21 protein-coding genes are annotated in these 21,216 nt (G+C 63.6%); 9 read left to right on the top strand and 12 right to left on the bottom strand.

All coding sequences use genetic code 11. The annotated features are described in order from the left end of the window. Nucleotides 1-26: 26 nt before the first annotated feature. The 3 genes from NKI72_RS03775 to NKI72_RS03765 all read right to left on the bottom strand — a co-directional run bounded on the left by NKI72_RS03775 (nucleotide 27) and on the right by NKI72_RS03765 (nucleotide 2,460). Nucleotides 27-1,115: a hypothetical protein gene (locus tag NKI72_RS03775; protein ID WP_352540990.1), complete on the bottom strand. Its 1,089-nt coding sequence runs from the start codon at nucleotides 1,113-1,115 to the stop codon at nucleotides 27-29. A gap of 216 nt (nucleotides 1,116-1,331) precedes the next feature. After that, entirely contained in the window at nucleotides 1,332-1,721 is a 390-nt protein-coding gene (locus NKI72_RS03770; protein ID WP_352849924.1) for a c-type cytochrome, read from the bottom strand. A 127-nt stretch (nucleotides 1,722-1,848) separates the two neighbouring features. Next, a complete protein-coding gene (locus NKI72_RS03765; RefSeq protein ID WP_352770904.1) occupies nucleotides 1,849-2,460 on the bottom strand; it encodes a thymidine kinase in 612 nt (203 codons plus the stop codon). Between the two features lie 237 nt (nucleotides 2,461-2,697). Between NKI72_RS03765 and NKI72_RS03760 the strand changes: the two genes are divergently transcribed. The 3 genes from NKI72_RS03760 (at nucleotide 2,698) to choV (ending at nucleotide 5,784) form a co-directional block, all read left to right on the top strand. Continuing rightward, a complete protein-coding gene (locus NKI72_RS03760; protein WP_292660734.1) occupies nucleotides 2,698-3,633 on the top strand; it encodes a choline ABC transporter substrate-binding protein in 936 nt (311 codons plus the stop codon). Nucleotides 3,634-3,751: 118 nt separating this feature from the next. Beyond that, nucleotides 3,752-4,606: a choline ABC transporter permease subunit gene (gene choW, locus NKI72_RS03755; protein ID WP_352849923.1), complete on the top strand. Its 855-nt coding sequence runs from the start codon at nucleotides 3,752-3,754 to the stop codon at nucleotides 4,604-4,606. Next, nucleotides 4,603-5,784 carry a choline ABC transporter ATP-binding protein gene (gene choV / locus NKI72_RS03750; protein WP_352540993.1) on the top strand — a complete coding sequence of 394 codons (1,182 nt, stop codon included), beginning with the start codon at nucleotides 4,603-4,605 and terminating at the stop codon, nucleotides 5,782-5,784. The genes choW and choV overlap by 4 nt, the downstream gene beginning before the upstream one ends. A gap of 236 nt (nucleotides 5,785-6,020) precedes the next feature. Here the strand turns inward: choV and NKI72_RS03745 are convergent, their stop codons facing one another. Both NKI72_RS03745 and NKI72_RS03740 read right to left on the bottom strand, forming a co-directional pair. Further along, nucleotides 6,021-7,430 (bottom strand): ATP-binding protein, encoded by a 1,410-nt coding sequence (locus NKI72_RS03745; protein WP_352540994.1) that lies wholly within the window; start codon nucleotides 7,428-7,430, stop codon nucleotides 6,021-6,023. After that, nucleotides 7,427-8,143 carry a response regulator gene (locus NKI72_RS03740; RefSeq protein ID WP_352469721.1) on the bottom strand — a complete coding sequence of 239 codons (717 nt, stop codon included), beginning with the start codon at nucleotides 8,141-8,143 and terminating at the stop codon, nucleotides 7,427-7,429. Before NKI72_RS03740 ends, NKI72_RS03745 begins: the two co-directional genes overlap by 4 nt. A 237-nt stretch (nucleotides 8,144-8,380) precedes the next feature. Between NKI72_RS03740 and NKI72_RS03735 the strand changes: the two genes are divergently transcribed. The 3 genes from NKI72_RS03735 to clpS all read left to right on the top strand — a co-directional run bounded on the left by NKI72_RS03735 (nucleotide 8,381) and on the right by clpS (nucleotide 9,541). After that, on the top strand, nucleotides 8,381-8,725 hold the full coding sequence (locus NKI72_RS03735; RefSeq protein ID WP_352469825.1) for a hypothetical protein: 345 nt from the start codon (nucleotides 8,381-8,383) through the stop codon (nucleotides 8,723-8,725). A gap of 36 nt (nucleotides 8,726-8,761) precedes the next feature. Further along, nucleotides 8,762-8,977, top strand: a complete 216-nt coding sequence (locus NKI72_RS03730) for a hypothetical protein (protein ID WP_352450529.1) — start codon at nucleotides 8,762-8,764, stop codon at nucleotides 8,975-8,977. 258 nt (nucleotides 8,978-9,235) lie between these two features. Further along, a complete protein-coding gene (clpS, locus tag NKI72_RS03725) occupies nucleotides 9,236-9,541 on the top strand; it encodes an ATP-dependent Clp protease adapter ClpS (protein WP_352540995.1) in 306 nt (101 codons plus the stop codon). A 172-nt stretch (nucleotides 9,542-9,713) separates the two neighbouring features. Here clpS and NKI72_RS03720 read toward each other — a convergent pair whose 3' ends face one another. The 4 genes from NKI72_RS03720 to NKI72_RS03705 are packed head-to-tail and all read right to left on the bottom strand — an operon-like array spanning nucleotide 9,714 to nucleotide 16,542. Beyond that, the gene (locus NKI72_RS03720) at nucleotides 9,714-11,801 is read right to left on the bottom strand and encodes a hypothetical protein (RefSeq protein ID WP_352849922.1); all 2,088 of its coding nucleotides are present in this window, start codon (nucleotides 11,799-11,801) and stop codon (nucleotides 9,714-9,716) included. 3 nt (nucleotides 11,802-11,804) lie between these two features. Continuing rightward, nucleotides 11,805-14,627, bottom strand: coding sequence for a DUF4159 domain-containing protein (locus NKI72_RS03715; protein ID WP_352849921.1), 2,823 nt, complete (start codon nucleotides 14,625-14,627; stop codon nucleotides 11,805-11,807). After that, on the bottom strand, nucleotides 14,624-15,538 hold the full coding sequence (locus tag NKI72_RS03710) for a DUF58 domain-containing protein (RefSeq protein ID WP_352849920.1): 915 nt from the start codon (nucleotides 15,536-15,538) through the stop codon (nucleotides 14,624-14,626). The genes NKI72_RS03715 and NKI72_RS03710 overlap by 4 nt, the downstream gene beginning before the upstream one ends. Beyond that, the gene (locus tag NKI72_RS03705) at nucleotides 15,538-16,542 is read right to left on the bottom strand and encodes an AAA family ATPase (RefSeq protein WP_352450525.1); all 1,005 of its coding nucleotides are present in this window, start codon (nucleotides 16,540-16,542) and stop codon (nucleotides 15,538-15,540) included. The genes NKI72_RS03710 and NKI72_RS03705 overlap by 1 nt, the downstream gene beginning before the upstream one ends. A 144-nt stretch (nucleotides 16,543-16,686) precedes the next feature. Here NKI72_RS03705 and NKI72_RS03700 point away from each other — a divergent pair, with 144 nt between their 5' ends. The 3 genes from NKI72_RS03700 to NKI72_RS03690 are packed head-to-tail and all read left to right on the top strand — an operon-like array spanning nucleotide 16,687 to nucleotide 19,227. Continuing rightward, complete coding sequence (locus tag NKI72_RS03700) at nucleotides 16,687-17,316, top strand: DUF1285 domain-containing protein (protein ID WP_352469826.1); 630 nt, start codon at nucleotides 16,687-16,689, stop codon at nucleotides 17,314-17,316. Nucleotides 17,317-17,329: 13 nt separating this feature from the next. Further along, complete coding sequence (locus NKI72_RS03695; RefSeq protein ID WP_352469827.1) at nucleotides 17,330-17,962, top strand: CoA pyrophosphatase; 633 nt, start codon at nucleotides 17,330-17,332, stop codon at nucleotides 17,960-17,962. Next, nucleotides 17,959-19,227 carry a CCA tRNA nucleotidyltransferase gene (locus NKI72_RS03690; protein WP_352469725.1) on the top strand — a complete coding sequence of 423 codons (1,269 nt, stop codon included), beginning with the start codon at nucleotides 17,959-17,961 and terminating at the stop codon, nucleotides 19,225-19,227. The genes NKI72_RS03695 and NKI72_RS03690 overlap by 4 nt, the downstream gene beginning before the upstream one ends. Before the next feature lie 3 nt (nucleotides 19,228-19,230). On the opposite strand, the gene NKI72_RS03685 is transcribed toward NKI72_RS03690, so the two are convergent. The 3 genes from NKI72_RS03685 to hemF form a co-directional block, all read right to left on the bottom strand. Continuing rightward, entirely contained in the window at nucleotides 19,231-19,416 is a 186-nt protein-coding gene (locus tag NKI72_RS03685; RefSeq protein ID WP_023679490.1) for a DUF1059 domain-containing protein, read from the bottom strand. 280 nt (nucleotides 19,417-19,696) lie between these two features. Next, nucleotides 19,697-19,957, bottom strand: a complete 261-nt coding sequence (locus tag NKI72_RS03680; protein WP_352541000.1) for a DUF1344 domain-containing protein — start codon at nucleotides 19,955-19,957, stop codon at nucleotides 19,697-19,699. A 257-nt stretch (nucleotides 19,958-20,214) separates the two neighbouring features. Continuing rightward, a complete protein-coding gene (hemF, locus tag NKI72_RS03675; RefSeq protein WP_352849919.1) occupies nucleotides 20,215-21,129 on the bottom strand; it encodes an oxygen-dependent coproporphyrinogen oxidase in 915 nt (304 codons plus the stop codon). Nucleotides 21,130-21,216 lie beyond the last annotated feature (87 nt).

The raw sequence follows: 21,216 nt of genomic DNA, 5'->3' as shown, positions 1-21,216 counted from the left end.
CCTTGGGAGCAGTGCACGTGCAGCAATTACGACTGCACGTAATTTGCCGAATTGTGCTTCTTCATCACATCGTCGAAGCGGCGGGCGAAGGCATCGTCGGCGAGCTTCTTGCGGCGCTGGATGTCGGCGGTGGCGACCATGTTTTTCTCGTGCATTTCAAGCAGATCGCCGATGTGCTTTTGCGAGGCGGCACCAATGCCGGCCATGGTCTCTTCGGCGGTGTTGTCGACCTGGCTGCCCAGCGTGTTGATCTTGTGGGCGACATCCTGTTGGGCGGCGGTCTTCAGCGAATCTTCCAGCGCCTTGTACAGCACGATGCGCTGCTCGGTATCGATGGTCAGCTTGTTGATCAGCGTCGATTGCGCCGCGATCTGGTTGTTGAGCGAATCAACGAAGGTCTGGAACATCGAGGTGTAGCGCTCCAGCGTCTGGCTTTCGGCCAGCAATTCCTGCTCCTTGGCCTGCTTTTCGTTGTATTCCGTGGCCAGTTTCGAGCGTTCGCCTTCAAGCTGCGTGCGCTCCTTCTGGCTGGTCGAGGCGGCGATCTTGTTCTCGATGTCGAGCAGCATCGGGTTGAGTTCTTCGATGCGTTTCTGCACGGTCTCGAGATTGGACATGGTGGTCTTGCGGCGCTCGATCACCTGCGACAGGCTGGCCTCGGAGGTCTTGTAGCGCGTGTCGAGAACCTGCTTCTGCGCCTTGAGGATGCCGACGATGGTGTCGGATTTCGCCAGCAGCTCCTGCAGATTGCCGGCCAGCGACATGTTGCGGACGCGGTCGGTGCGCAGGCGCTGCTTGCGCTGGCTGGAGAAGACACCGACGAAATTTTCCCAGCCGGTGTAGTTCTTCATGCTCTCGAATTCGGCGCCGAAGACGTTGGTGGCGTCCTCGAGGCCGATAATCAGGTCGGCGATATTGCCTTCCATCACCTTCTGCTGCTTCAGCACGTCCTCGATGCGGGCATTCTCGATGTCGAAATTGGCGTCGCCGATCTTCTTGTCGGCGGTGGCGAGCGTCTCGAGCACAGTACCGGACTGCTCGATCTTGGTGCGCATGTCCTCAACGACCTGCTTGGTCTTGGCAATCTCGGCGTCGAAATTCTGCAATGTCGCCATTGGGGCCTCCCGCTTCGGCATCGGTTTCGTTTCGCAAACCGCCGCGAATATATGTGCCGGGTTTGGCGAATGAAAGACGGAAGACATGGGATTACAGGAAAACAAAAGAATTTCAGGAGGCCGACCGCAGGATAGTCAGGCAATGATTACGGTGTAACTGCCGTCCGGTCAGACACCGCTTCAACCGCGGCTGGACTTTAGGTCGGGGAGCGACGCTCAGGGCTTGGGATCGGCCTTGAGGTAGGCGATGACATTGGCGATGTCGTCGTCGCTGGTCAGGCCGGAGAAGGCCATTTTGTTGCCAGGGACCTTCTGCCGCGGCGCGCGCAGGTATTCGGCGAGGATTGCTTCGTCCCAGACCAGGCCGGCGGCGCCGGCGTCCTTCATCCCCTGCGAGTAGCGGCTGAGATAACTGTCCGCGGTGCCGGCGGTGCGGCCGACGACACCCAGCAGATGCGGGCCGACCTTGTCGCGGTCGCTCGTTGCCTCATGACAGGCCACGCATCTGTTGAAGACTTTCTTGCCGAGAGCGGCATCGCCGTCGGCATGCGCGGCAAGAGCGCCGGCGATGAGGAAAGCAGTTGCAGATGAGATGGCTCGAAGCATGGGAACTCCCCGACGGCTCTGGCTGAGAGGTTCTGAAATAGCAAGCAGGCCTTAAACAAGCGCCGCACGATGGCGCGATTGGCGAACGAATGTCGGCCGGGAGGTCGGATGAAAGCAATAGCGCTGGTCAGGTTCTGGTGAAGCCGATGAAATCGTCGGGCACGGCGCGGCCCATTTCCTCTTCCCAATGGCGGCGGCAGAGCGAGACATAGACATCCTTGCCGATCGCCACCTGTTCGCCCTGTTTCGCCACCTTGCCGTCGGCGCCGAGGCGCACCACCATCGTCGCCTTGCGGCCGCAACGGCAGATGGTGCGCACCTCGCGCAGGTCGTCGGCGATTGCCAGCAGGGTGCGCGATCCGGAAAACAGCTTGCCCTGGAAATCGGTGCGCAGGCCGTAGCACATGACCGGGATGTTCAGCCGGTCGGCGATGCGGGCGAGTTGCCAGACTTGCTCCTCTTCGAGGAACTGCGCCTCATCGATGAAGACGCAATGGACCGTGGCGTGGTCGTGATGCTCGGCGACCCGGGCGAACAGGTCGTCGCCGTCGCGGAACATCTCGGCTTCCGTCTCCAGGCCGATGCGCGACGAGATCAGCCCGGTATCGCCCTTGCGGTAGTGGCCGGCGATGAACAGCATCGTCGTCATGCCGCGCTCGCGGTAATTGTACGAGGCCTGCAACAGCATCGTCGTCTTGCCGGCATTCATCGTCGCATAATGGAAGTACAGCTTGGCCATGCCGTCCTTTTAAGCCGAGTTGCAACAAAGCGGGGAGGGGGAGCGCCTACATTCCACCGGGAAAAGACGACTTCCATCCGGAAAGCGGCGGGCGTGTCGCTGATCGGCCAGCCTGCGCCGTTGTTCGTGATTGCCTTAGTGCTTGAAACCGCAGCAGAATGATGTTTGGCTGACGGAACAAAGGCGGAGATAAAACCGTCGCGTCGCTTCACCGAGAACTGAAATGGGAGAATTTTCATGTCGCGTATGAGTTCATTCGTCGCCGGCCTCGGCCTGGCGGCTTTTCTATCCACGACTGGGGCCTTCGCCGGCGATCCGGAAAGCTGCAAGACGGTGCGGCTGTCCGATGTCGGCTGGACCGACATCCAGGCGACCACCGGCGTCGCTTCGGTGCTGCTCACGGCGCTCGGCTACGAGCCGCAGGTGATCCAGCTTTCGGTGCCGGTGACCTATGCGTCGCTGAAGAACAAAGACCTCGACGTGTTCCTCGGAAACTGGATGCCGTCGATGACCAACGACATCAAGGACTATGCCGCCGAAGGCTCGGTCGAGACCGTCAGCGAAAATCTCAGCGGTGCCGGCTACGGCATCGTCGTTCCGACCTATGTCGCCGATGCCGGTGTCAAGACGCTGACCGATCTCGGCAAGTTCAAGGACAAGTTCGACGGCAAGATCTACGGCATCGAGGCCGGCAATGACGGCAACCGCATCATCCTCGACATGATCAAGGATCCGAAGACCAATCTTGAAGGCTTCGAACTGGTCGAATCTTCCGAGGCCGGCATGCTCACCCAGGCCGAGCAGTCGATGAAGAACAATGAATGGATCGCCTTCCTCGGCTGGACGCCGCATCCGGTGATGGGCGCCATGAAGATCACCTATCTCGAGGGGATGGGAGATAGCGGCTTTGGTGCTGCCACCGTGCATACCAACGTACGCAAGGGCTACATGAGCGAATGCCCGAACGCCGGCAAGTTCATCGCCAATCTGAAGTTCAACCTCGACATGGAAGGCGAGATGATGGACGCGATCCTGAAGGGCGGCGATGCCAATACGGTCGCGACCGACTGGCTGAAGAAGCACCCGGACGCGGTCGCTCCCTGGATCGCCGGCGTCACCACCTTCGACGGCGGCGATGCGGCGGCTGCGGTGAAAACGGCGCTCGGAAGCTGACCCGACCATCTGGCATGACGAGACAAAGGGCAGCCACGGTAGAAATGGCTGCCCTTTTTCATATCCTGTGACAAGATGACCGTCCGGCGAAGGACGGCGCCGGCAGAAGAGGGGCTAGATGGATCCGATCTCCAAATTCCTGGTCAGTTACAAGATTCCCATCGGGGCATGGGGGAAGGCGTTTTTCGGCTTTCTCACCGACAATTTCGACACCATCTTCAGGGCCTTTTCCAACAGCCTCAACTTCCTGCTCGACGGCATCGTCGACGTGCTGCTGTTGCTGCCGCCGGTTCTGCTGATCGCGCTGATCGCTCTGCTCGCCTATTTCCTGCAGCGCTCGAAAGGCCTGGCTTTGGCGGTATTCATCGGATTGCTGTTCATCCTCAACCAGAACCTGTGGAAGCAGACGGTGGAGACGCTGGTGCTGGTGGTCGCCGCCGCCGCCGTGTCGATGGCCATCGGCGTGCCGCTCGGCATCTGGGCCGCGCACAAGCCGAAGGTGTATCGCGTCATGCTGCCGGTGCTCGACCTGATGCAGACATTGCCGACCTTCGTCTACCTGATCCCGGTGCTGACCCTGTTCGGCCTCGGCAACGCGCCCGGCCTGATCGTCACCATCATCTTCGTCATCCCGACCTCGGTTCGGCTCACCCATCTCGGCGTCACCTCGGTGCCGAAATCGATCGTCGAGGCGGGCGAGGCATTCGGCGCCACCAAGCGCCAGCTGCTGTGGAAGGTCGAGCTGCCTTCAGCGCTGCCGACCATCATGGCTGGGCTGACCCAGTCGATCATGCTGTCGCTGTCGATGGTGGTGTTCGCCGCCCTGATCGGCGCCGGCGGCCTCGGTACGGAAATCAACCGGGCGCTCGGTTCGCGCAGGATTGACCTCGGGCTTGAGGCAGGGCTCGCCATCGTCGTGCTCGCCATCGTGCTCGACCGGATGACGCGCATCGGCGTGGGAGGCAAGAAATGACCGTCGCCGTCGATTTCAGGAATGTCGACATCGTCTTCGGCGCCGACCAGGCAGGCTCGCTGGCGCTGATCGACAGTGGTGCCACCCGAGCCGAGATCCTCGAAAAAACCGGCAACGTACTGGGCTGCGCCGGCGCCAGCCTCACCGTGAACGAGGGCGAGATCTCGGTGCTGATGGGGCTTTCCGGCTCCGGCAAATCGACGCTGCTCAGAGCCGTCAACCGGCTGAACGTCGTCTCGCGCGGCCAGGTGCTGGTCAAGGATGGCGACGGCACGGTCGACGTCGTCACCTGCGACGAGGCGACGCTTCGGCGGCTGCGGCAGAAACAGGTGGCGATGGTGTTCCAGCAGTTCGGCCTGCTGCCGTGGCGCACGGTGGAGGAGAATGTCGGCCTTGGCCTCGAGCTCGCCGGCGTACCCGAAGCCGAGCGCAAGGAGCGGGTGAACAGGCAACTGAAGCTGGTTCATCTCGACCAGTGGTCGAAGAAATATGCGCATGAGCTGTCCGGCGGCATGCAGCAGCGCGTCGGCCTGGCGCGCGCCTTTGCCACCGAGGCGCCGATCCTGCTCATGGACGAGCCGTTCTCGGCGCTCGATCCGCTGATCCGGACCAAGCTGCAGGACGAGTTGCTGCAGCTCCAGGCCGAGCTGAAGAAGACCATCATCTTCGTCAGCCACGACCTCGAGGAGGCGCTGAAGATCGGCACCCATATCACCATCATGGAAGGCGGGCGCATCGTGCAAACAGGCGCGCCGGAAGACATCGTGCTGCGGCCCGCCAACGACTATGTCCGCGACTTCATCGCCAATGTGAACCCGCTCTCGGTGCTGACCGCGTGGAACGTCATGCGCGACCGACGCGACCTCGAACATGGCGAGAACGGCTGGGTGTGGCTCGACCGGCGCAGGACGACGCGTTTCAAGATCGACGAGCATGGGCTGGTGGCGGCGGCCGAGCGCGACGGCAAGCCGGCGGTCTGGGTGTCCTGCGCCGATGTCGAAGCCCAGCCGGAGGAGACGGCTCAGGTATTCTGGGCCAATCCCGGCACCTCGCTGAAGACCGTGATGCTGGCCATGCATCGCTCGCAGACCGCACCCGTCGCGCTATTCGACGAGCAGTCGCGCTTCGTCGGCGCCATCGGCGTCAGGGATGTGTTGAGCGCGGTGCTGCGAAGATAGTTTTTCTCCTTGGGGAGAGAACCAAGACCAAACGCCGAGTTCTGTCGCGCCCCCCTCTGTCCTGTCGGACATCTCTCCCACTTGGGGGGAGATCGGCGGCTTCGCGGACGGCTCTCACATTCCAACGTTTGTAATTGGCGAAATCGGCGATGACGGCCAATCTCCCCACCTGTGGAGGAGGTGTCCAGCAGAACAGAGGGGGCGCGAAGGAACGCCGGCTTAGCCCGATACGCAAGCTAAACCGCCAGCGGCAGGCGCAGCTCCGTCATCAGGCCGCCATCGGGATGGTTGGACAGGCTGACTTCGCCGCCGGCGCTACGGGCGATGTTGCGGGCGATGGTCAAGCCGAGGCCGAGGCCGCCGGTCTGACGGCTGCGCGACTGTTCCAGGCGCACGAACGAGCCGAACACGGCGTCGAGCTCGGCTTGCGGGATGCCCGGACCCTCGTCATGGATCGCCAGCGTGATTGTCTTGCCTGATTGACGCAGGCTGAGATGCGCCCTCTTGCCATAGGTCACCGCGTTCTGGACGAGGTTGGTGACACAGCGCCGTAGCGCGACCGGCTGCGCGACGCAGATCAGGCCGCGCGAGCGCGCGTCCTCATTGTCGAAGGAGACCTCGTCGAAGCCGTCGGCAATCGATTCTACCAGCGACCAGAAATCGATCCTCTCGCTCTTCTCCTCGGTCACCTCGAAAGTGGCGAAGTCGATGACCGAGCTGGCAATGCCTTCGATGTCGGCGAGGTCGTGCGCCAGTGCGGCGCGCACGGACGAATTCCTCAGCAGTTCGAGGCGCAGCCGCATCCTGGTCAACGGCGTGCGCAGGTCGTGCGCCAGTGCGGCGGCAAGATGCTCGCGGTCCTCGACGTAGGCGCGCAGTCTTGCCTGCATGGCATTGACCGCCTTTGCCGCGGTACGCACCTCGCGGCTGCCGCTCTCGGCGATCGGCGGGCTCTTCAGGTCCTCGCCGATCCGCTTCACCGCGGTCTCCATCATCCGGTAGGGCGCCGTCAGCCGGCGCAGCGACCAGATCGAGGAAGCCACCACCAGCCCGGCGATCAAGGCATAGAGTGGCAGGCTATCGAAGCTCAATATCGGCCCGGCCGGCGTGTTCGGCTCGGTGAAGTTCAGCCATTGGCCGTCGGCAAAGCGAAGCGAAGCGGTCAGCTTGTCGCTCTGGGCGAAATCGGCCGCCAGCACCAGCAGGTCGCGCTCGACCTGGCCAATATCGGGACCGGCGACCGTCCCGCCGGGAGCGTCGGCTTCGTGCGTTGCCGGGTCGCGGCGGACCCGCGCGTCGGTGATGCCGAACTTCGATAGCCGGCCGACCAATATGTCCTCCAATTCGGCCAGCTCGTCGTCGCCGGCTATCGAGGAAGTAACGGCGGGCGTGTTGGAAACGGTGAGCGCATAAGTGGCGTTGAACAGGCCGGACGCCGTCGCCTTGCGCTGTTCGGGGGTGGCGTCATGCATCAGCTGTACCAGCGAGAAGGCGCGGTCGTTCAGCCGGTAGAGATCGACGACGTCATTGGCGGCGGCACGGTCGCGCGAAACGATGTAGAGGGTCGCGATCTGGCTGATCAGCAGGCCGGCTATGACGATGAGCAGCACCCAGACCGGCAGTGTTTGCGGCAGAATACGTCTCATTCGGCGGTCGTCTCAGGCAGGAACTGGTAGCCGCCGCTGCGCACAGTCAAGATCAGCTTCGGCGTTTTCGGGTCATCCTCCATCTTGCGCCGCAGCCGGCTGACCAGAATGTCGACGCTGCGGTCGAAACTGTAGCCGCTGTCGCCGCCGGACAGCTCGATCAGCTGCTCGCGGCTCAGTACGCGTTGCGCGCTCTTGACGAACGTCTGCAGTAGATTGAATTCGGCCATCGTCAGCTCGATCCTGACGTCGCCGGGCGCCATCAGCCGGCGGCGCGAACAGTCCATCGTCCAGCCGGCGAAATGGTAGATCTGCCGCGAGGCCGCGCGTCGCGGTTCGGCGGCGCCATTGCGTCTCAAGACGGCACGAATGCGTGCGAGCAGCTCGCGCGGATCGAAGGGTTTCGGCACGTAGTCGTCGGCACCCATCTCCAGCCCAACCACGCGGTCGGTAGTTTCGGTAACCGCGGTCAGCATGATGATCGGCGTCGAATAATTGGCGCGCAACTCGCGGCAGAGCTCCAGCCCGCTCTTGCCGGGCAGCATGACGTCCAGGACGATCAGGTCGACCTGGGCGCGGCGTAGGATGGTCTCCATCTCGGTGCCGTCGGCGGCGACCGATGTATGCAGCCCTCGCTTCTGGAAAAATTCCTGAAGCAGGTCGCGAATGCCCTTGTCGTCGTCGACGATCAGTATGTGGGGGTCGGATTTCACAGGGAACCTGTCATTTGTGGATCGCCCAAGCGCTGCTTCGGCTGTCAGCCAGACGATAGAATTCAGGCCATAAGTTGGCCAGTGGAGATCGGCGGCCCGATCCGGGCTGCCCAGAAACAATCCAGAAACAAAATTCTACAATCCGGAAAAACTGCCGAAAAAAATCAAAGGCATAAGTGGTGCCGTGGCGGTCAGGTCATCGGCTGCGACACGCGTTACGGGATTACGGACAGACCAATGCAAAGGTTCTCGATCAGTCTGATGGGTGCGTTGCTTTCCATTTCGCTCGTCACGGTCGCGGTCGAACATGCCGATGCAAAACTGGCCGATGCGAAGGTGGCCAATGCAAAGGCGGCCGATGCAAAGGTGGCGACCACCCGCAGCGAGCGTTGCATCGATCTGAACCGCCAGTTTGACGAAGCCCTCGAAACCCATGCCGCGGCAACGCAGGTCACCGCGGCGAAAGCACTTCAAAGAAAGGGAAACCGGTTCTGCGCCAACAAGAAACAGGCACAGGGAATCCGGATGCTCGCGAACGCTTTGAAGCTGCTTGGAGTGACACCGATCGATCCCGTTCAGTGACACTCAATCCGATCTGCACAAAAAGGAAGTGAAGCCATGAAAAAGTCCCTCCTCTCCGCCCTCGGTCTCGCCATCGCGCTGGCCGTCTCGATGCCGGTTCTCGGCGCCAGCAGCGCCAATGCCGCGACCACCACCCCGGCTGCGACGACAACGACGACCGCTGCGCCGGCCAAGGCCGTGAAGAAGGTCGCTGCCAAGAAGACCGTCAAGAAGCACAAGAAGCACGCGGTCAAGGCAGCTCCGAAGGCCTGATCAAGCGACATCTTTCTACCCTATGAGAAGACCGCTCCAGTTGCGATTTGCCTGGAGCGGTCGTCTTTTTTGTTGCGTGCATACAATAGGGCCAGTCCCGGCCCACACCGCCCAGGTGAACGCCAGCCGGCAGTTCCCACATAGGCACGGATTTGTGAACTGCGCTCGCCGGCAAGCCGATCGCGCGCGGTTGAATGGACGACCGCTTTTGCCCATGTCAAAATGACCGCAAAGCTGTCGTACGCAATTGCCGGTCCAATGCCTGAAATCACGACAAAACCCCGTACCAGCACGAAGCCGAAGGTCGAACGGCCGAAGCTCTACAAGGTCATCCTGGTCAACGACGATTTCACGCCGCGCGAGTTCGTCGTGACGGTGCTGAAGTCCGAGTTCAAGCTCAGCGAAGACCAGGCGCATAGGATAATGATCACCGCGCACCGGCGCGGCGTCTGCGTTGTCGCCGTCTTCACCAGGGATGTCGCCGAGACCAAGGCGGCGCGGGCAACCGATGCCGGCAAGGCCAAGGGCTACCCGCTGATGTTCACGACGGAGCCGGAGGAGTAGGGCGGTTCGCTTTCTTCCTTCTCCCCTTGTGGGAGAAGGTGGCCGCGCGAAGCGCGGTCGGATGAGGGGTGTTCCAGCTTGGCAACGACGGCACTCCGTCCAACACCCCTCAACCGTCTTGGCGCTGCGCGCCAATCAACCTTCTCCCACAAGGGGAGAAGGATAAACCGCGTTACCGCCCTTCGCGGTACCACATCGAGCCCATCGCCAGAAGCAGCAGGCCGAGGCCGAGGAAGCCACCGAACAGCGGCACGCGCGAGACGGCCTTGAGTACGCTGTCGTCGGTGGTGCGCAGGCCGATCCAATCATCGCCGGAGGCAGCGCCCGAGGAACGGACCGGGACTACGGATGGCAGCGTGACGGTGCTGGTGAGAGTGCCAAGTGCTGAGGCCGGCGCCAGCCGGCGAACGCTGCCGCCGGTTGCCTCAGCCGGTGGTTTCAGCCGGTTCTCGGTGGAGACGACGTCGGTGAATTCCGGGGCGTTGACCGGCCCGACATGGGCCAATGCCGTCAGGTCGCCATTGCCGACCTGATAGAGACCGATTTCGTTGGTCTCGACGCTGCCGAGGAAGACGCCTGGTTCGGATTTCTCGAGCCTGACGATCAGTGCCTTGCCGGACGGCGTGATGACTTGCGCCGGGCCGGGGTCGTCGCTCATCGTCTGGCGGCGGATTTCAAGCACCATGCCGCGGCCGTCGGCGGTCAGCCGCTCTTCCTCGAGTTCGGGCTCCTTCATCAGCCAGTGGGCGATGCGCCGGTAGAGCTGGACATGGGGGCCGCCGCCCTCGAAGCCGCGCGCCCACAGCCAGCCTTGGTCGGACAGAAGCATGCCGACGCGGCCTTCGCCCTTGCGATCGAGCAGCAGCAGCGGCCGGTTGTCGGCGCCCTTCATCACCACCTCGCCCTCGGGGTTCTCGACGCCGATGGTGCGGAACCAGCGGCTCCAGTGCGGCGGCTCGGTCGCGGCGCCGTCGAGCCCGCGCGTTACCGGATGACGCTGGCCGGTATCGGTGAGGCGCGGATAGAAGGCCTTGTCGATGACCTCGCCGGTCGGCATTGCCGGCAGCGCCGACATCAGCGGCGTGCGGGCGATCGAGCTTTCGCCGGCATATTCGGGGCCTGCCGCGATCAGCAGCGCGCCGCCCTTTTCGACATATTCGGAGATATAGTCGTAATAGAGGATCGGCAGTACGTCGCGGTGCTGATAGCGGTCGAAGATGATCAGGTCGAAATCCTTGATCTTCTCGACGAACAACTCGCGCGTCGGGAAGGCGATCAGCGACAATTCGTTTATCGGCGTGCCGTCCTGCTTTTCCGGCGGGCGCAGGATAGTGAAGTGCACGAGGTCCACCGAAGCGTCGGATTTCAGCAAATTGCGCCAGGTGCGCTCGCCCGCATGCGGTTCGCCGGAAACGAGCAATACGCGCAGATTTTCGCGAATGCCGTCGATCAGCGCGATGGCGCGGTTGTTGGTGTCGGTGAGTTCGCCCGGCTCGTGGTTGATGGCGAGTTCGACAATGTTGCGCCCGGCGCTGGGAATGGTCACCTGCAGCGGCATCGCCTGGCCGATGTTGGCGTGCTCGACCGATACCTGCTCGCCATTGACCGATACGCGGACATCGACCGGGCCGGTTTCGTTGTTGGTGGCGATGACGCGATAGGTCATGTCGAGCGGCTTGCCGACGAGGCCGAAGCGCGGCGCATTCTCGAAGCGAATGCGACGGTCCTTTTCATGCTCGTTGCCGGTAATCAGCGCGTGCAGCGGGGCATTGAAATCGGGTGCGCCGGACGGCGCGTCATGCACCTCGCCATCGGTGATCATGATGGCGCCGCCGATGCGCGATGGCGGCACGTCGCGGAAAGCATTTTCGAGCGAGGAAAACAACCGCGTCTCGGTGCGCTCGTCAGCGGCTTCGGACTTGCCGGCTTCGACGACACGGACGTCGAACTGCTTGAAGCGGCCGAGACGCTGCTGAAGCCCGGCCAACGCCGCGTCAGTCTGCTTGGTGCGGTCGCCGATATCCTGGCTCTGGCTGCGATCGACGACGACGGCGACGATGCTTTTCAGCGGCTCGCGCTCTTCGTCGAGGAACACCGGATTGAGCAGCGCCGCAGCCAGCGCAATCAGGGCTGCCAGGCGGAAGACCGCGCCGCGCTGGCGAAACCAAAGGCCGGCGAGGGACAGCAGCAGCAGCGGCACCAGAACCACGGCGAGCAGCGGCCAGGTGATGAGCGGTTCGAAGGCGAGCGACCAGTTCATGGTCTATTGCCCCAGCCGTTCGAGCAGCACCGGGACGTGCACCTGATCGGATTTGTAGTTGCCGGTCAGCATGTACATCATAATGTTGACGCCGGCACGCAGCGCATAGATGCGCTGCATCGGATCCGAAGGCACCGTCGGCAATAGCGGGTCGCCATTCTCGTCGACGGCCCAAGCGCCGGCGAAATCATTGGCGGTGATCATGATCGGAGAAACGCCGTCGCCGGTGCGCACCGGGCGGTTCTCGGTGTTGCTGGCTTCGAGCGATGCCTCGACCCAAAGCGGGCTGCCGGCAAAACGGCCAGGAAACTCCGGAAGGATATAGAAGGATTTGGTCAGCACGTGGTCCGACGGCACCGGCTCCAGCGGTGGCACGTTGAGGTTGCCGAGGATGTCGCGCAGCCGCTCCGTCGCCGGGCTGGTCGAATCCGCACCAATGCCATTGGCGAACTGGTCGCGGGTGTCGAACAAGACCGTTCCGCCCTGCTGCATGTAGGCGTCGATGCGGGCGATGGCGGCCTCGCTGGGCATCGGGGCCGAGGGATCGATCGGCCAGTAGATCAGCGGATAGAAGGAAAGTTCGTCCTTCGAGATGTCGACGCCGGCCGGTGCTCCGGGTTCGAGCGCGGTTTTTTCGATAAGAAAGCGGGTCAGGCCTTCGAGCCCGGCGCGGCTGATCGAATCGACACCCGGCTCGCCGGTCAGCACATAGGCGATCCGGGTCTTTGAAATGTCCCCGATCGCCTCCGTATCTCCCGGTTTGGCGTCGTCGGCGCGCGCGACGTCCGCGTGGCCAATCAAAGCGCCGAGCGCAATCAGCAGGACGGCTGCCGTGGCCGCAGCGCCGGCACGGCGCGGCCGGCGCGACAACAGGCCGCCCATCCAGAATACGGCAAGCGTGTCGAGCACCATCAGCACCAGAGCGGCCGTGACAAGCGGACCTTTGAGGTTGTGCTGCTCGTCGAAGGCATACTGGATGGTGGTGACCGGTACCGTGATTTCAGGCCGGGTCAGCGGCGTGAATGCGCTGTCGCCACCGAGCAGATTGTGAGCGAACACTCCCGTCTCCGAGCCGTAGAGGCCGGGCGGGTTTTCCAGCGTCACCGGCAGCGGGCCGGCGCCGGGCACCAGCGGCCTGGCATCCGGCGTCGGCGGCACCAGCGTGCCGTCGGCAGCGATCATGCGATAGGGTGCCAGCGACGTGGCGGCTGCCTCGGCACTGGCGACCGCCGAGCCCTGGTTGCGCGACAATTGCACGATGCGCCGCAGCATCTCGACGAAGCTGCCGGAGATCGGCAGGTTGGACCACGTCGCCTCGGGGGTGACGTGGAACAGTACGAGGGTGCCCTTGTCCTTCTTCATCCCGGTCACCAGCGGCGTACCGTCGGCAAGCGTGGCCCAGGTGCGCTCGACAATGTCGGGCGTCGGCTCGGCCAGCACCTGCCTGGTAACGGTGACCTCGGTCGGCGGCGCGAGGTCGGCGAAGGGACCGGTTTTCGGGAATTCGGTGACCGGCTGCGGCGCCGTCCATGACAGCGCGCCGCCAAGCGATCGCTCGCCGGTGCGCAGCCGGACCGGCAGCAGATCGTCGTCATTGCCGGCAGCGGCCAGCCGCGAACCGGCAAAACGCACCAGCGTGCCGCCCTTGTCGACCCAGTCGACCAGCCTCTGCCGCGCCTGTTCCGGAATGGTGCCGACATCAGCCATGACGATCATCGCCGGTTTCTGGTCGAGCAGTTGCGGGATGGCGTCGGCGAGATCGACGCTCGACGGCTCGACGAGATCGGCGAAGGGCTGCAGGGCGCGGCGAATGTAGTAGAGCGGCGACAGCAGCGGTTGCGCCTGATCAGCCTCGGACTGCGACAGCAGCCCGACGCGGCGGCGTTTTGAGCTCTCATCGAGCACGCGGACGGCACCGGCCTGGCGCTCGCCATCGAGCGCGATGTAGGCGAAGTCGTTGCGCAGTTCGAACGGCACCGCCATCGTGCCGGTTGCGGTGGTTCCGCCCGGGGCAAAGGTCAGCGTCGCGTCGGCAATGCGGCGCCCCTTGTCGTCGAACGCGCCGGCCGTCACCTGAGCAGGTGCCGGATCGCCCGGTGCGCGGATGGCGGTCAGGGCGAAGCCGTCGACCTGGTTGTCGGCGCCGGTCAGGCCGGTCAGCGACAACCGGTCGGAGACGGCCCAGACGACACGTGCCGCGTTCTTTGACAACAACGTGTTGAAGGCGGCTTCGTCGCCTTGCGCCGCCAAGCCATCGGCGAGCACTGCGACGCTTGCGCCCGGCAGCGACTCCAGGGCTGACGCGACGCGGGCGTAGACGGCGGGGCGGTCGGTCGGGATCGGCCGCGGCTTTGCCGCGCGCAGCCGGTCGAGCGCGGCAGCGGCATCGAAGGGACCGATCTCGGCATTCGGCTTCTCGGCGGTGAAAGCGATGAGCACCGGCACGCCGTTCGAATTGGCATCGGCGATCAGCCGCTCGGCGGTGGCGACCCGCTTGCCCCAGTCGGCGGCACTTGCCCAGTCATTGTCGATCACCAGCGCCAGGGCAGCGCCCTCGGCCGGCAGCTTTTCGCGCGGATTGAAGACCGGTTCGGCAAGTGCTGCCACGACAAGCGCGGCCATCAGCAGCCTAAGCAGCGTCAGCCACCAAGGGCTTTGCTGCGGCGTGTCTTCGCGCCTCAGCACGCGGGCGAGAATCCTGAGCGGCGGAAACACCTCGGTTTGCGGCCTTGGCGGGGTCAGCCGCAGAAGCCACCAGATCACCGGCAGCGCCAGCAGGCCCCACAGCACCATCGGCGCCCCGAAGGAGAGCGGCAGCCAACTCATGCGCGGGCCCTCCCGGCAAAGCTGCCTTCGCCGGTCATCGCCATGTGGATGCGCACCAGCGCCTCGGAGGCAAGACGGTCGGTATGATTGACGGTAAAGCTCCAGCCAAGCCGTTTGCACCACGCGGCCAATTCCTGGCGGCGGGCGGCATAAAGCAGGCGATATTCCTCGCCCAGCATTTCGGCGCGGCCGGCGGTCAGCTTGTCGCCGGTCTCAGGATCGGTGAATTCGGTGCGCCCGGCATAGGGGAAGCTTTCCTCGGCCGGATCGGCGACCTCGACCAGATGGGCGCGCACGCCGTGGCGGGCGAGCACGTCCAGCCACGCCATGGTGTCCTCGACCGGGTCGAGGAAATCGCTGACGAGGACGATGTCGCAGAACCGGCGAATGCCGGATAGGTCGGGCTTTGCCGGCAGGTCGCCGGCGTGCATCAGTTGCGCCGCGATGCGCTCGGCGCCATTGCGGGCGGTGAACGGGTCGGTCAGGCCCGGCCAGGCAATGCGCTCGCCGCTGCGCGACAAAAGCTCGGCCATGGCCAGCGCCAGCACCAGGGCGCGCGATTCCTTGGGAACGCTGGCTCCGGTCGATTTGTAGAGCATGGAAGGCGAGGGATCGGCCCAAAGCCACACCGTGTGGGCGGCCTCCCATTCACGGTCGCGGACATAGGTGTGGTCGTCGCGGGCGGAACGGCGCCAGTCAATGCGCGAGGAATCGCCTTCGACATAGGGCCGGAACTGCCAGAAATTCTCGCCGATACCGCGCTTGCGGCGGCCATGCCAGCCGGCAATTACCGTATTGACGATGCGGCGCGCCTCGACCAGCAGGTCCGGCACCAACGAAGCCCGCAACCGGCCTCTGGCGAGCGCATCGCGCGTCGCTGCCGGTGCCTGCGCTTCACCGATGCGCGCCATCAAATCCCTTTCGCGAGCTTCGCCACAACATCGCGAACCGTGGTGCCCTCGGCGCGGGCGGCGAAGGTAAGCGCCATGCGGTGCTGCAGCACCGGCTCGGCGAGCGCGCGGACGTCGTCGACCGACGGCGCCAGCCGGCCGTCATAGAGGGCGCGGGCGCGGGTGCACAGCGTCAGCGCCTGGCTGGCGCGCGGGCCTGGGCCCCAGGCGACGTGCTTGTCGGTATCGGCGTTGCCCTGGCCGGGGCGCGCTGAGCGCACCAGCTTGAGGATCGCCTCGACGACGCTTTCCGGCACCGGCATACGGCGGATGAGCGTCTGGATGTCCTTCAGCCGCGCCGGCTGCAGCACGTTTTCAGCCTTGGCATCCTCGATACCGGTGGTTTCCAGCAGGATGCGGCGCTCCGCCTCGATCTCGGGGTAGAGGATATCGACCTGCATCAGGAAGCGGTCGAGCTGCGCTTCCGGCAGCGGATAGGTGCCTTCCTGCTCCAGCGGGTTCTGCGTCGCCAGAACGTGGAACGGTGACGGCAGATCATGGCGCACGCCGGCAATGGTGACGTGGTATTCCTGCATCGACTGCAGCAGCGCCGACTGGGTGCGTGGCGAGGCGCGGTTGATCTCGTCGGCCATCAGCAGTTGCGCAAAGATCGGCCCGGAAATGAAGCGGAAGGAGCGCTTGCCGAATTCATCCTGCTCCATCACTTCGGAGCCGAGAATGTCGGATGGCATCAGGTCGGGCGTGAACTGGATGCGGCGCGAATCGAGGCCGAGCACGATGCCCAGCGTTTCGACCAGCTTGGTCTTGGCGAGGCCGGGCACGCCGACCAGCAGTGCATGGCCGCCGGCCAGCAATGCGACGAGCGTGCGCTCGACGACGCTTTCCTGGCCGAAAATGACCCGGCCGACGCCGTCACGGACCCTCGAAATGTCGGCCAGCGCTTTCTCGGCCTGCGCCACCATGTCCTTTTCGCTGATTGGGCTTTCCTTGATCATAACGCTCATGCAGCATCGATCCTTCTGTTGGAAACACCGCTTGGCACCTTGGTGCCGCAGAGAATGCCGCGATTCGGCTTCGCATGCGCCTGCAATGAACTTAAATCACAGACTTAGGCTGACAAGCGGAACAACAGTGACTATTTCGTGACCATGACGGAAGCCGCCGACCATCGTGAAGAGAGCCTGACGGCCGCGACCGAGGCGCGCGGGCTGGAAGCGCTGGTCTCGCGCGCGACGCGCGCCGGTAAGGGGCCGGCGCCGGTGGAACGCTGGAATCCGGCATTTTGCGGCGATCTCGACATGGAAATCAAGCAGGACGGCACCTGGTTCTATCTGGGAACGCCGATCGGCCGGATGCCGCTGGTGCAGCTTTTTTCCTCAGTGCTGCGCAAGGACGCGGACGGCAGGACTTACCTGGTGACGCCGGTGGAAAAGGTCGGCATCCGCGTCGCCGACGCGCCCTTCATTGCCGTCGAGATGGACGTGTCGGGCGTCGGCGACGGACAAATCATCACCTTTCGCACCAATGTCGGCGACGTGGTCGAGGCTGGGGCGGGACACCCGCTGCGCTTCGTCGATGAGGACGAGACAGGTGGCCTGAAGCCTTATGTGCTGGTGCGCGGGCGGCTGGAGGCGCTGGTGGCACGGCCGGTGATGTACGAGCTGGTCGAGCACGGCGAAGAGATCGACATCGGTGGCAAGAGGATGTTTGCCGTCCGTTCCAAAGGCGAGGTCTATCCAATCATGCCGGCTGAGAAACTGAAACGGCTGAGCGCATGATGGACCGCCTATGATGGATCAGGTGATGCCGTTGCCGTTTTCCGTTGCCGGGTTTCGCCAGCGCGTCGCGGCGCAGCCGCTGGCGCATGCCGGCGACGATTTTGGCGACCACCGCTTCAATCCGGGCCATCCCAGGCTGAAGCTGGCCAAGGCGCTGCGCGATGCCGCCGTGCTGATCCCGGTGGTCGATCATGGCCATGAAGCCACGGTCCTTTTGACCAGGCGGGCGGAAAAGCTGCGCAACCATTCGGGGCAGGTGGCTTTCCCCGGTGGTACCATCGATCAAACCGATGCGAGCCCGGAAGCGGCGGCGTTGCGCGAGACATTCGAGGAGATCGGTCTCGATAGGGATTACATCGAGATCGTCGGCCGTCTGCCGGACTACGTTTCCGGCAGCGGCTATCGCATCGCCCCGGTGCTCGGGATTGTGCGGCCCGGTTTCAGCCTGACGCTGAATTCCGACGAAGTCGATGCCGTCTTCGAGGTGCCGCTGGGCTTTCTGATGGACCCCGCCAACCACACCAGAGACAGTCGCATGTGGAACGACCTCGAATGGTTCTATTACGAGATGCCCTATGGCGACCAGCGCATCTGGGGCGTCACCGCGGGCATCATCCGTACGCTTTATGAAAGGCTCTATTCGTGAGCGATCCAGTGTCGATCGCGGACAAGGCCGGGTGGCTCGGCGAACGCCACCTGCAGCGCCTGCTCGCCGCGCTGACTGATGGCGGCGAGGAGGCGCGTGTCGCCGGCGGCGCGGTGCGCAACGCGCTCATCGGCCAGCCGGTCGCCGACATCGACATCGCCACCACCACGGTGCCCGAGGAAACCATCCGGCGCGCCGAGGCGGCAGGCTTCAAGACGGTACCGACCGGCATCGAGCATGGCACAGTCACCGCGGTCGGCCACGGCAAGGCCTATGAGGTCACCACGCTGCGTGCCGATATCGAAACCGACGGCCGGCGCGCCAAAGTGTCGTTCGGCCGCGACTGGAAAGCCGACGCTGAGCGGCGTGATTTCACCATCAATGCACTCTATGCCGAGGCCGATGGAACGGTCGTCGATCTGGTCGGCGGTATCGCCGATATCGAAGCGCGGAGGCTGCGATTCATCGGCGATCCGGAAGCCCGTATCCGCGAGGATTATCTGCGCATCCTGCGTTTCTTCCGTTTCTTCGCATGGTATGGCGACGGTAGGCCGGATGCCGAAGGGTTGAAGGCTTGTGCTCGGCTGAAGCAGGGGCTCGACCAGCTTTCGGTCGAGCGCGTCTGGTGGGAATTGAAGAAATTGCTGTCGGCGCCAGATCCGTCGCGGGCGCTGCTGTGGATGCGCCAGGCCGGCGTTCTGACCGCCGTTTTGCCGGAAAGCGAGAAATGGGGCATCGATGCCATCCACGGGCTGACCAAGACCGAGAAGGACCTGGCCTGGGCGCCGGACCCGCTGCTCAGGCTGGAATCCATCGTGCCGCCGGATGCCGCGCGCATGAAAACGCTTGCCGAGAGATTGAGGCTTTCCGTGAGCGAAGCAAGCCGGCTGCGGAATTGGGCGATCACGGCTGCCGTCGATCCGAAAACGACTGAAGGAGAGTTGGCGAAAAGGCTTTATTTTGGCGACCGCCAAGGCTTTGTCGACCGGTTGCGGCTGTTGCTCGCTTCCGCTCGATCCCGCGCGGTCGAAGACAATGACGCACTGCTCGAAGCCGGCGGCTTCTCGCGCCTGCTTGCCTTCGCTGCAAAATGGCAAAATCCTGTTTTTCCGGTCAAGGGCGCCGATCTGACGACGCTTGGCGCATCACCGGGGCCGAAGCTTGGTGCAACGTTGAAGAATCTCGAAAAGGAATGGGTCGAGTCCGGTTTTGCGCTTGATCGCGGCGCGCTGCTCAAGCGCGCCGCGGAGGCACTCGAATCCTGACCGTCACGCTGCGTCGCGGACCTTTTCGATGCGCGAGCGGATCGCCTCGATCATCGTCTCCCGGATCACCGTCTCGCCGTGCGTCTCGCGCAGATGCTCGACGGCACGGCGCATGACCTCAGCCTCCTCCTCGGCGCGTGTGTGCCACTCGCAGCCGGGTACGAGCGACCCGCAATGGAATTCCTTCATCGGCTTCTCCTCATCTCCTCCTTGGAGCGCCGCGCAGCGCACTGACACGGAAGCTCCAGACCTTTGATTGCGCGATCCGGAAACCGCGTACGGTATCCGGGCTACACGCTGGCCAGCTAAGCATAACACGATCGAACGGTTTTGGTTGCCTTAGAGTGCCGTGCGTCCAAGCCGACACGCGGCCCTCTGGTGATCGGGTTGCGAAAAGGCGGAGCATCGCTGCTCCGCCCTCTTACGCCACCCAGGAGTAAGACCTCGTCTTGCTCCAGCGGGCAGGACATCACTTCACGATCTTGACTGCCTCGGCAATTTTATCCTTGCCGCTCATATCCCACGTGACGCGGACCTTTTCGCCGACCTTCAGGCCAGGATCCTTGAAGGTCTGGGGCAACGTAAAGGTGGCTCCGTTATCCAGAACTAGGCTCATCGCCGTTCCATCAAAGCTTTTGATCGTGCCGGTGGTGTGCTTGACCGCAGCGAATGCGGCAGTACCAGAGGCGAGAACGGCAGTGGCGGCTGCGGTCATAATAAGCTTGCGCATGGCATGCTCTCCTGGAAAATACGGGCACCGCTTGGGAAAGGTGCCCGATTCAATCATGGGCCGTCCGGTCACGTCGGGTCGCGGCTCTCGGGAGTAAAGAACCGCCGGCGTTTCCCGGCCCGACGCGACAAATAGCCCAATCTTTACAATGATACATTAGACGAAAAAGATATTTTCTGGCGCGCCTTGCGCCACATTCGCCGTCAAATTCTGGGGATTTGGACCCGATTGCGGCTCACGTCGTGCTCACCGAGATTTTACGGCCATTTCGCTTCTGGCGGCAGGCTGGACAGGATCGAGGCGACATTGCCGCCGGTCTTCAGCCCGAAGATGGTGCCGCGATCGTGAAGCAAGTTGAATTCGACATAACGGCCGCGGCGGATGAGCTGCTCGTCACGGTGGCCATCGGTCCAGTTGTCATTGAAGTTGGCGCGCACCAGATGTTCGTAGACGACGAGAAAAGATCGCCCGACGTCCTGGACGAAGTTGAAATCGGCGTCCCAGCCGCCTTTGTCCTCATCCGAATGCAGCCAGTCGAAGAAGATACCGCCGGTACCGCGTGGCTCGTCACGGTGCGGCAGGTAGAAGTACTCGTCGCACCAGGCTTTGAATTTCACGTAGTCCGCGATCGCCGCGTTCTTCTCGCACGCAAATTGCATCGCTCTGTGGAAGGCGATCGTGTCGGGGTCGTCCTGGCTGCGGCGGCGGTCGAGCACCGGTGTCAGATCGGCGCCGCCGCCGAACCACTGGCGCGAGGTGACGACCATGCGCGTGTTCATATGCACGGCCGGCACGTTGGGGTTCCACGGATGGGCGATCAGCGAAATGCCGCTTGCCCAGAAGGAGGGGTCCTCTTCGGCGCCCGGCATCTGCTTCCTGAATTCGGGCGAGAACTCGCCGTGGACGGTCGAGGTGTGGACGCCGACCTTCTCGAAGACGCGGCCGTGCATCATCGACATGATACCGCCGCCGCCCTTGCCGGCATCGCGTTGCCACGGCGTCTTTTCGAAGCGGCCGGGCGACCAGCTAGCCTGCGGCCCCTGCAGGTCCTGCTCGATCTGCTCGAAGCTGGCACAGATGCGCTCGCACAACGTCTCGAACCACAGCCGTGCCTTCGTCTTCTTCTGTTCGATGTCGGCTGGCAGCCCCGCCGGTATCTCGGGTCGTTGCAAATCCTGTCTCCGGTTGCGGGCGCGCCCGACAAATGACTCGTCTTTTCCGGCCGCGATCCCTAATCTCTTGGGTGCATGGGTCAAGTG

It is taken from the genome of Mesorhizobium sp. M0437, from assembly GCF_040321335.1.
Taxonomy (GTDB): domain Bacteria; phylum Pseudomonadota; class Alphaproteobacteria; order Rhizobiales; family Rhizobiaceae; genus Mesorhizobium.
Note: the sequence above shows the minus strand (reverse complement) of the source record. Positions and strands in the feature narration are given on the sequence as shown.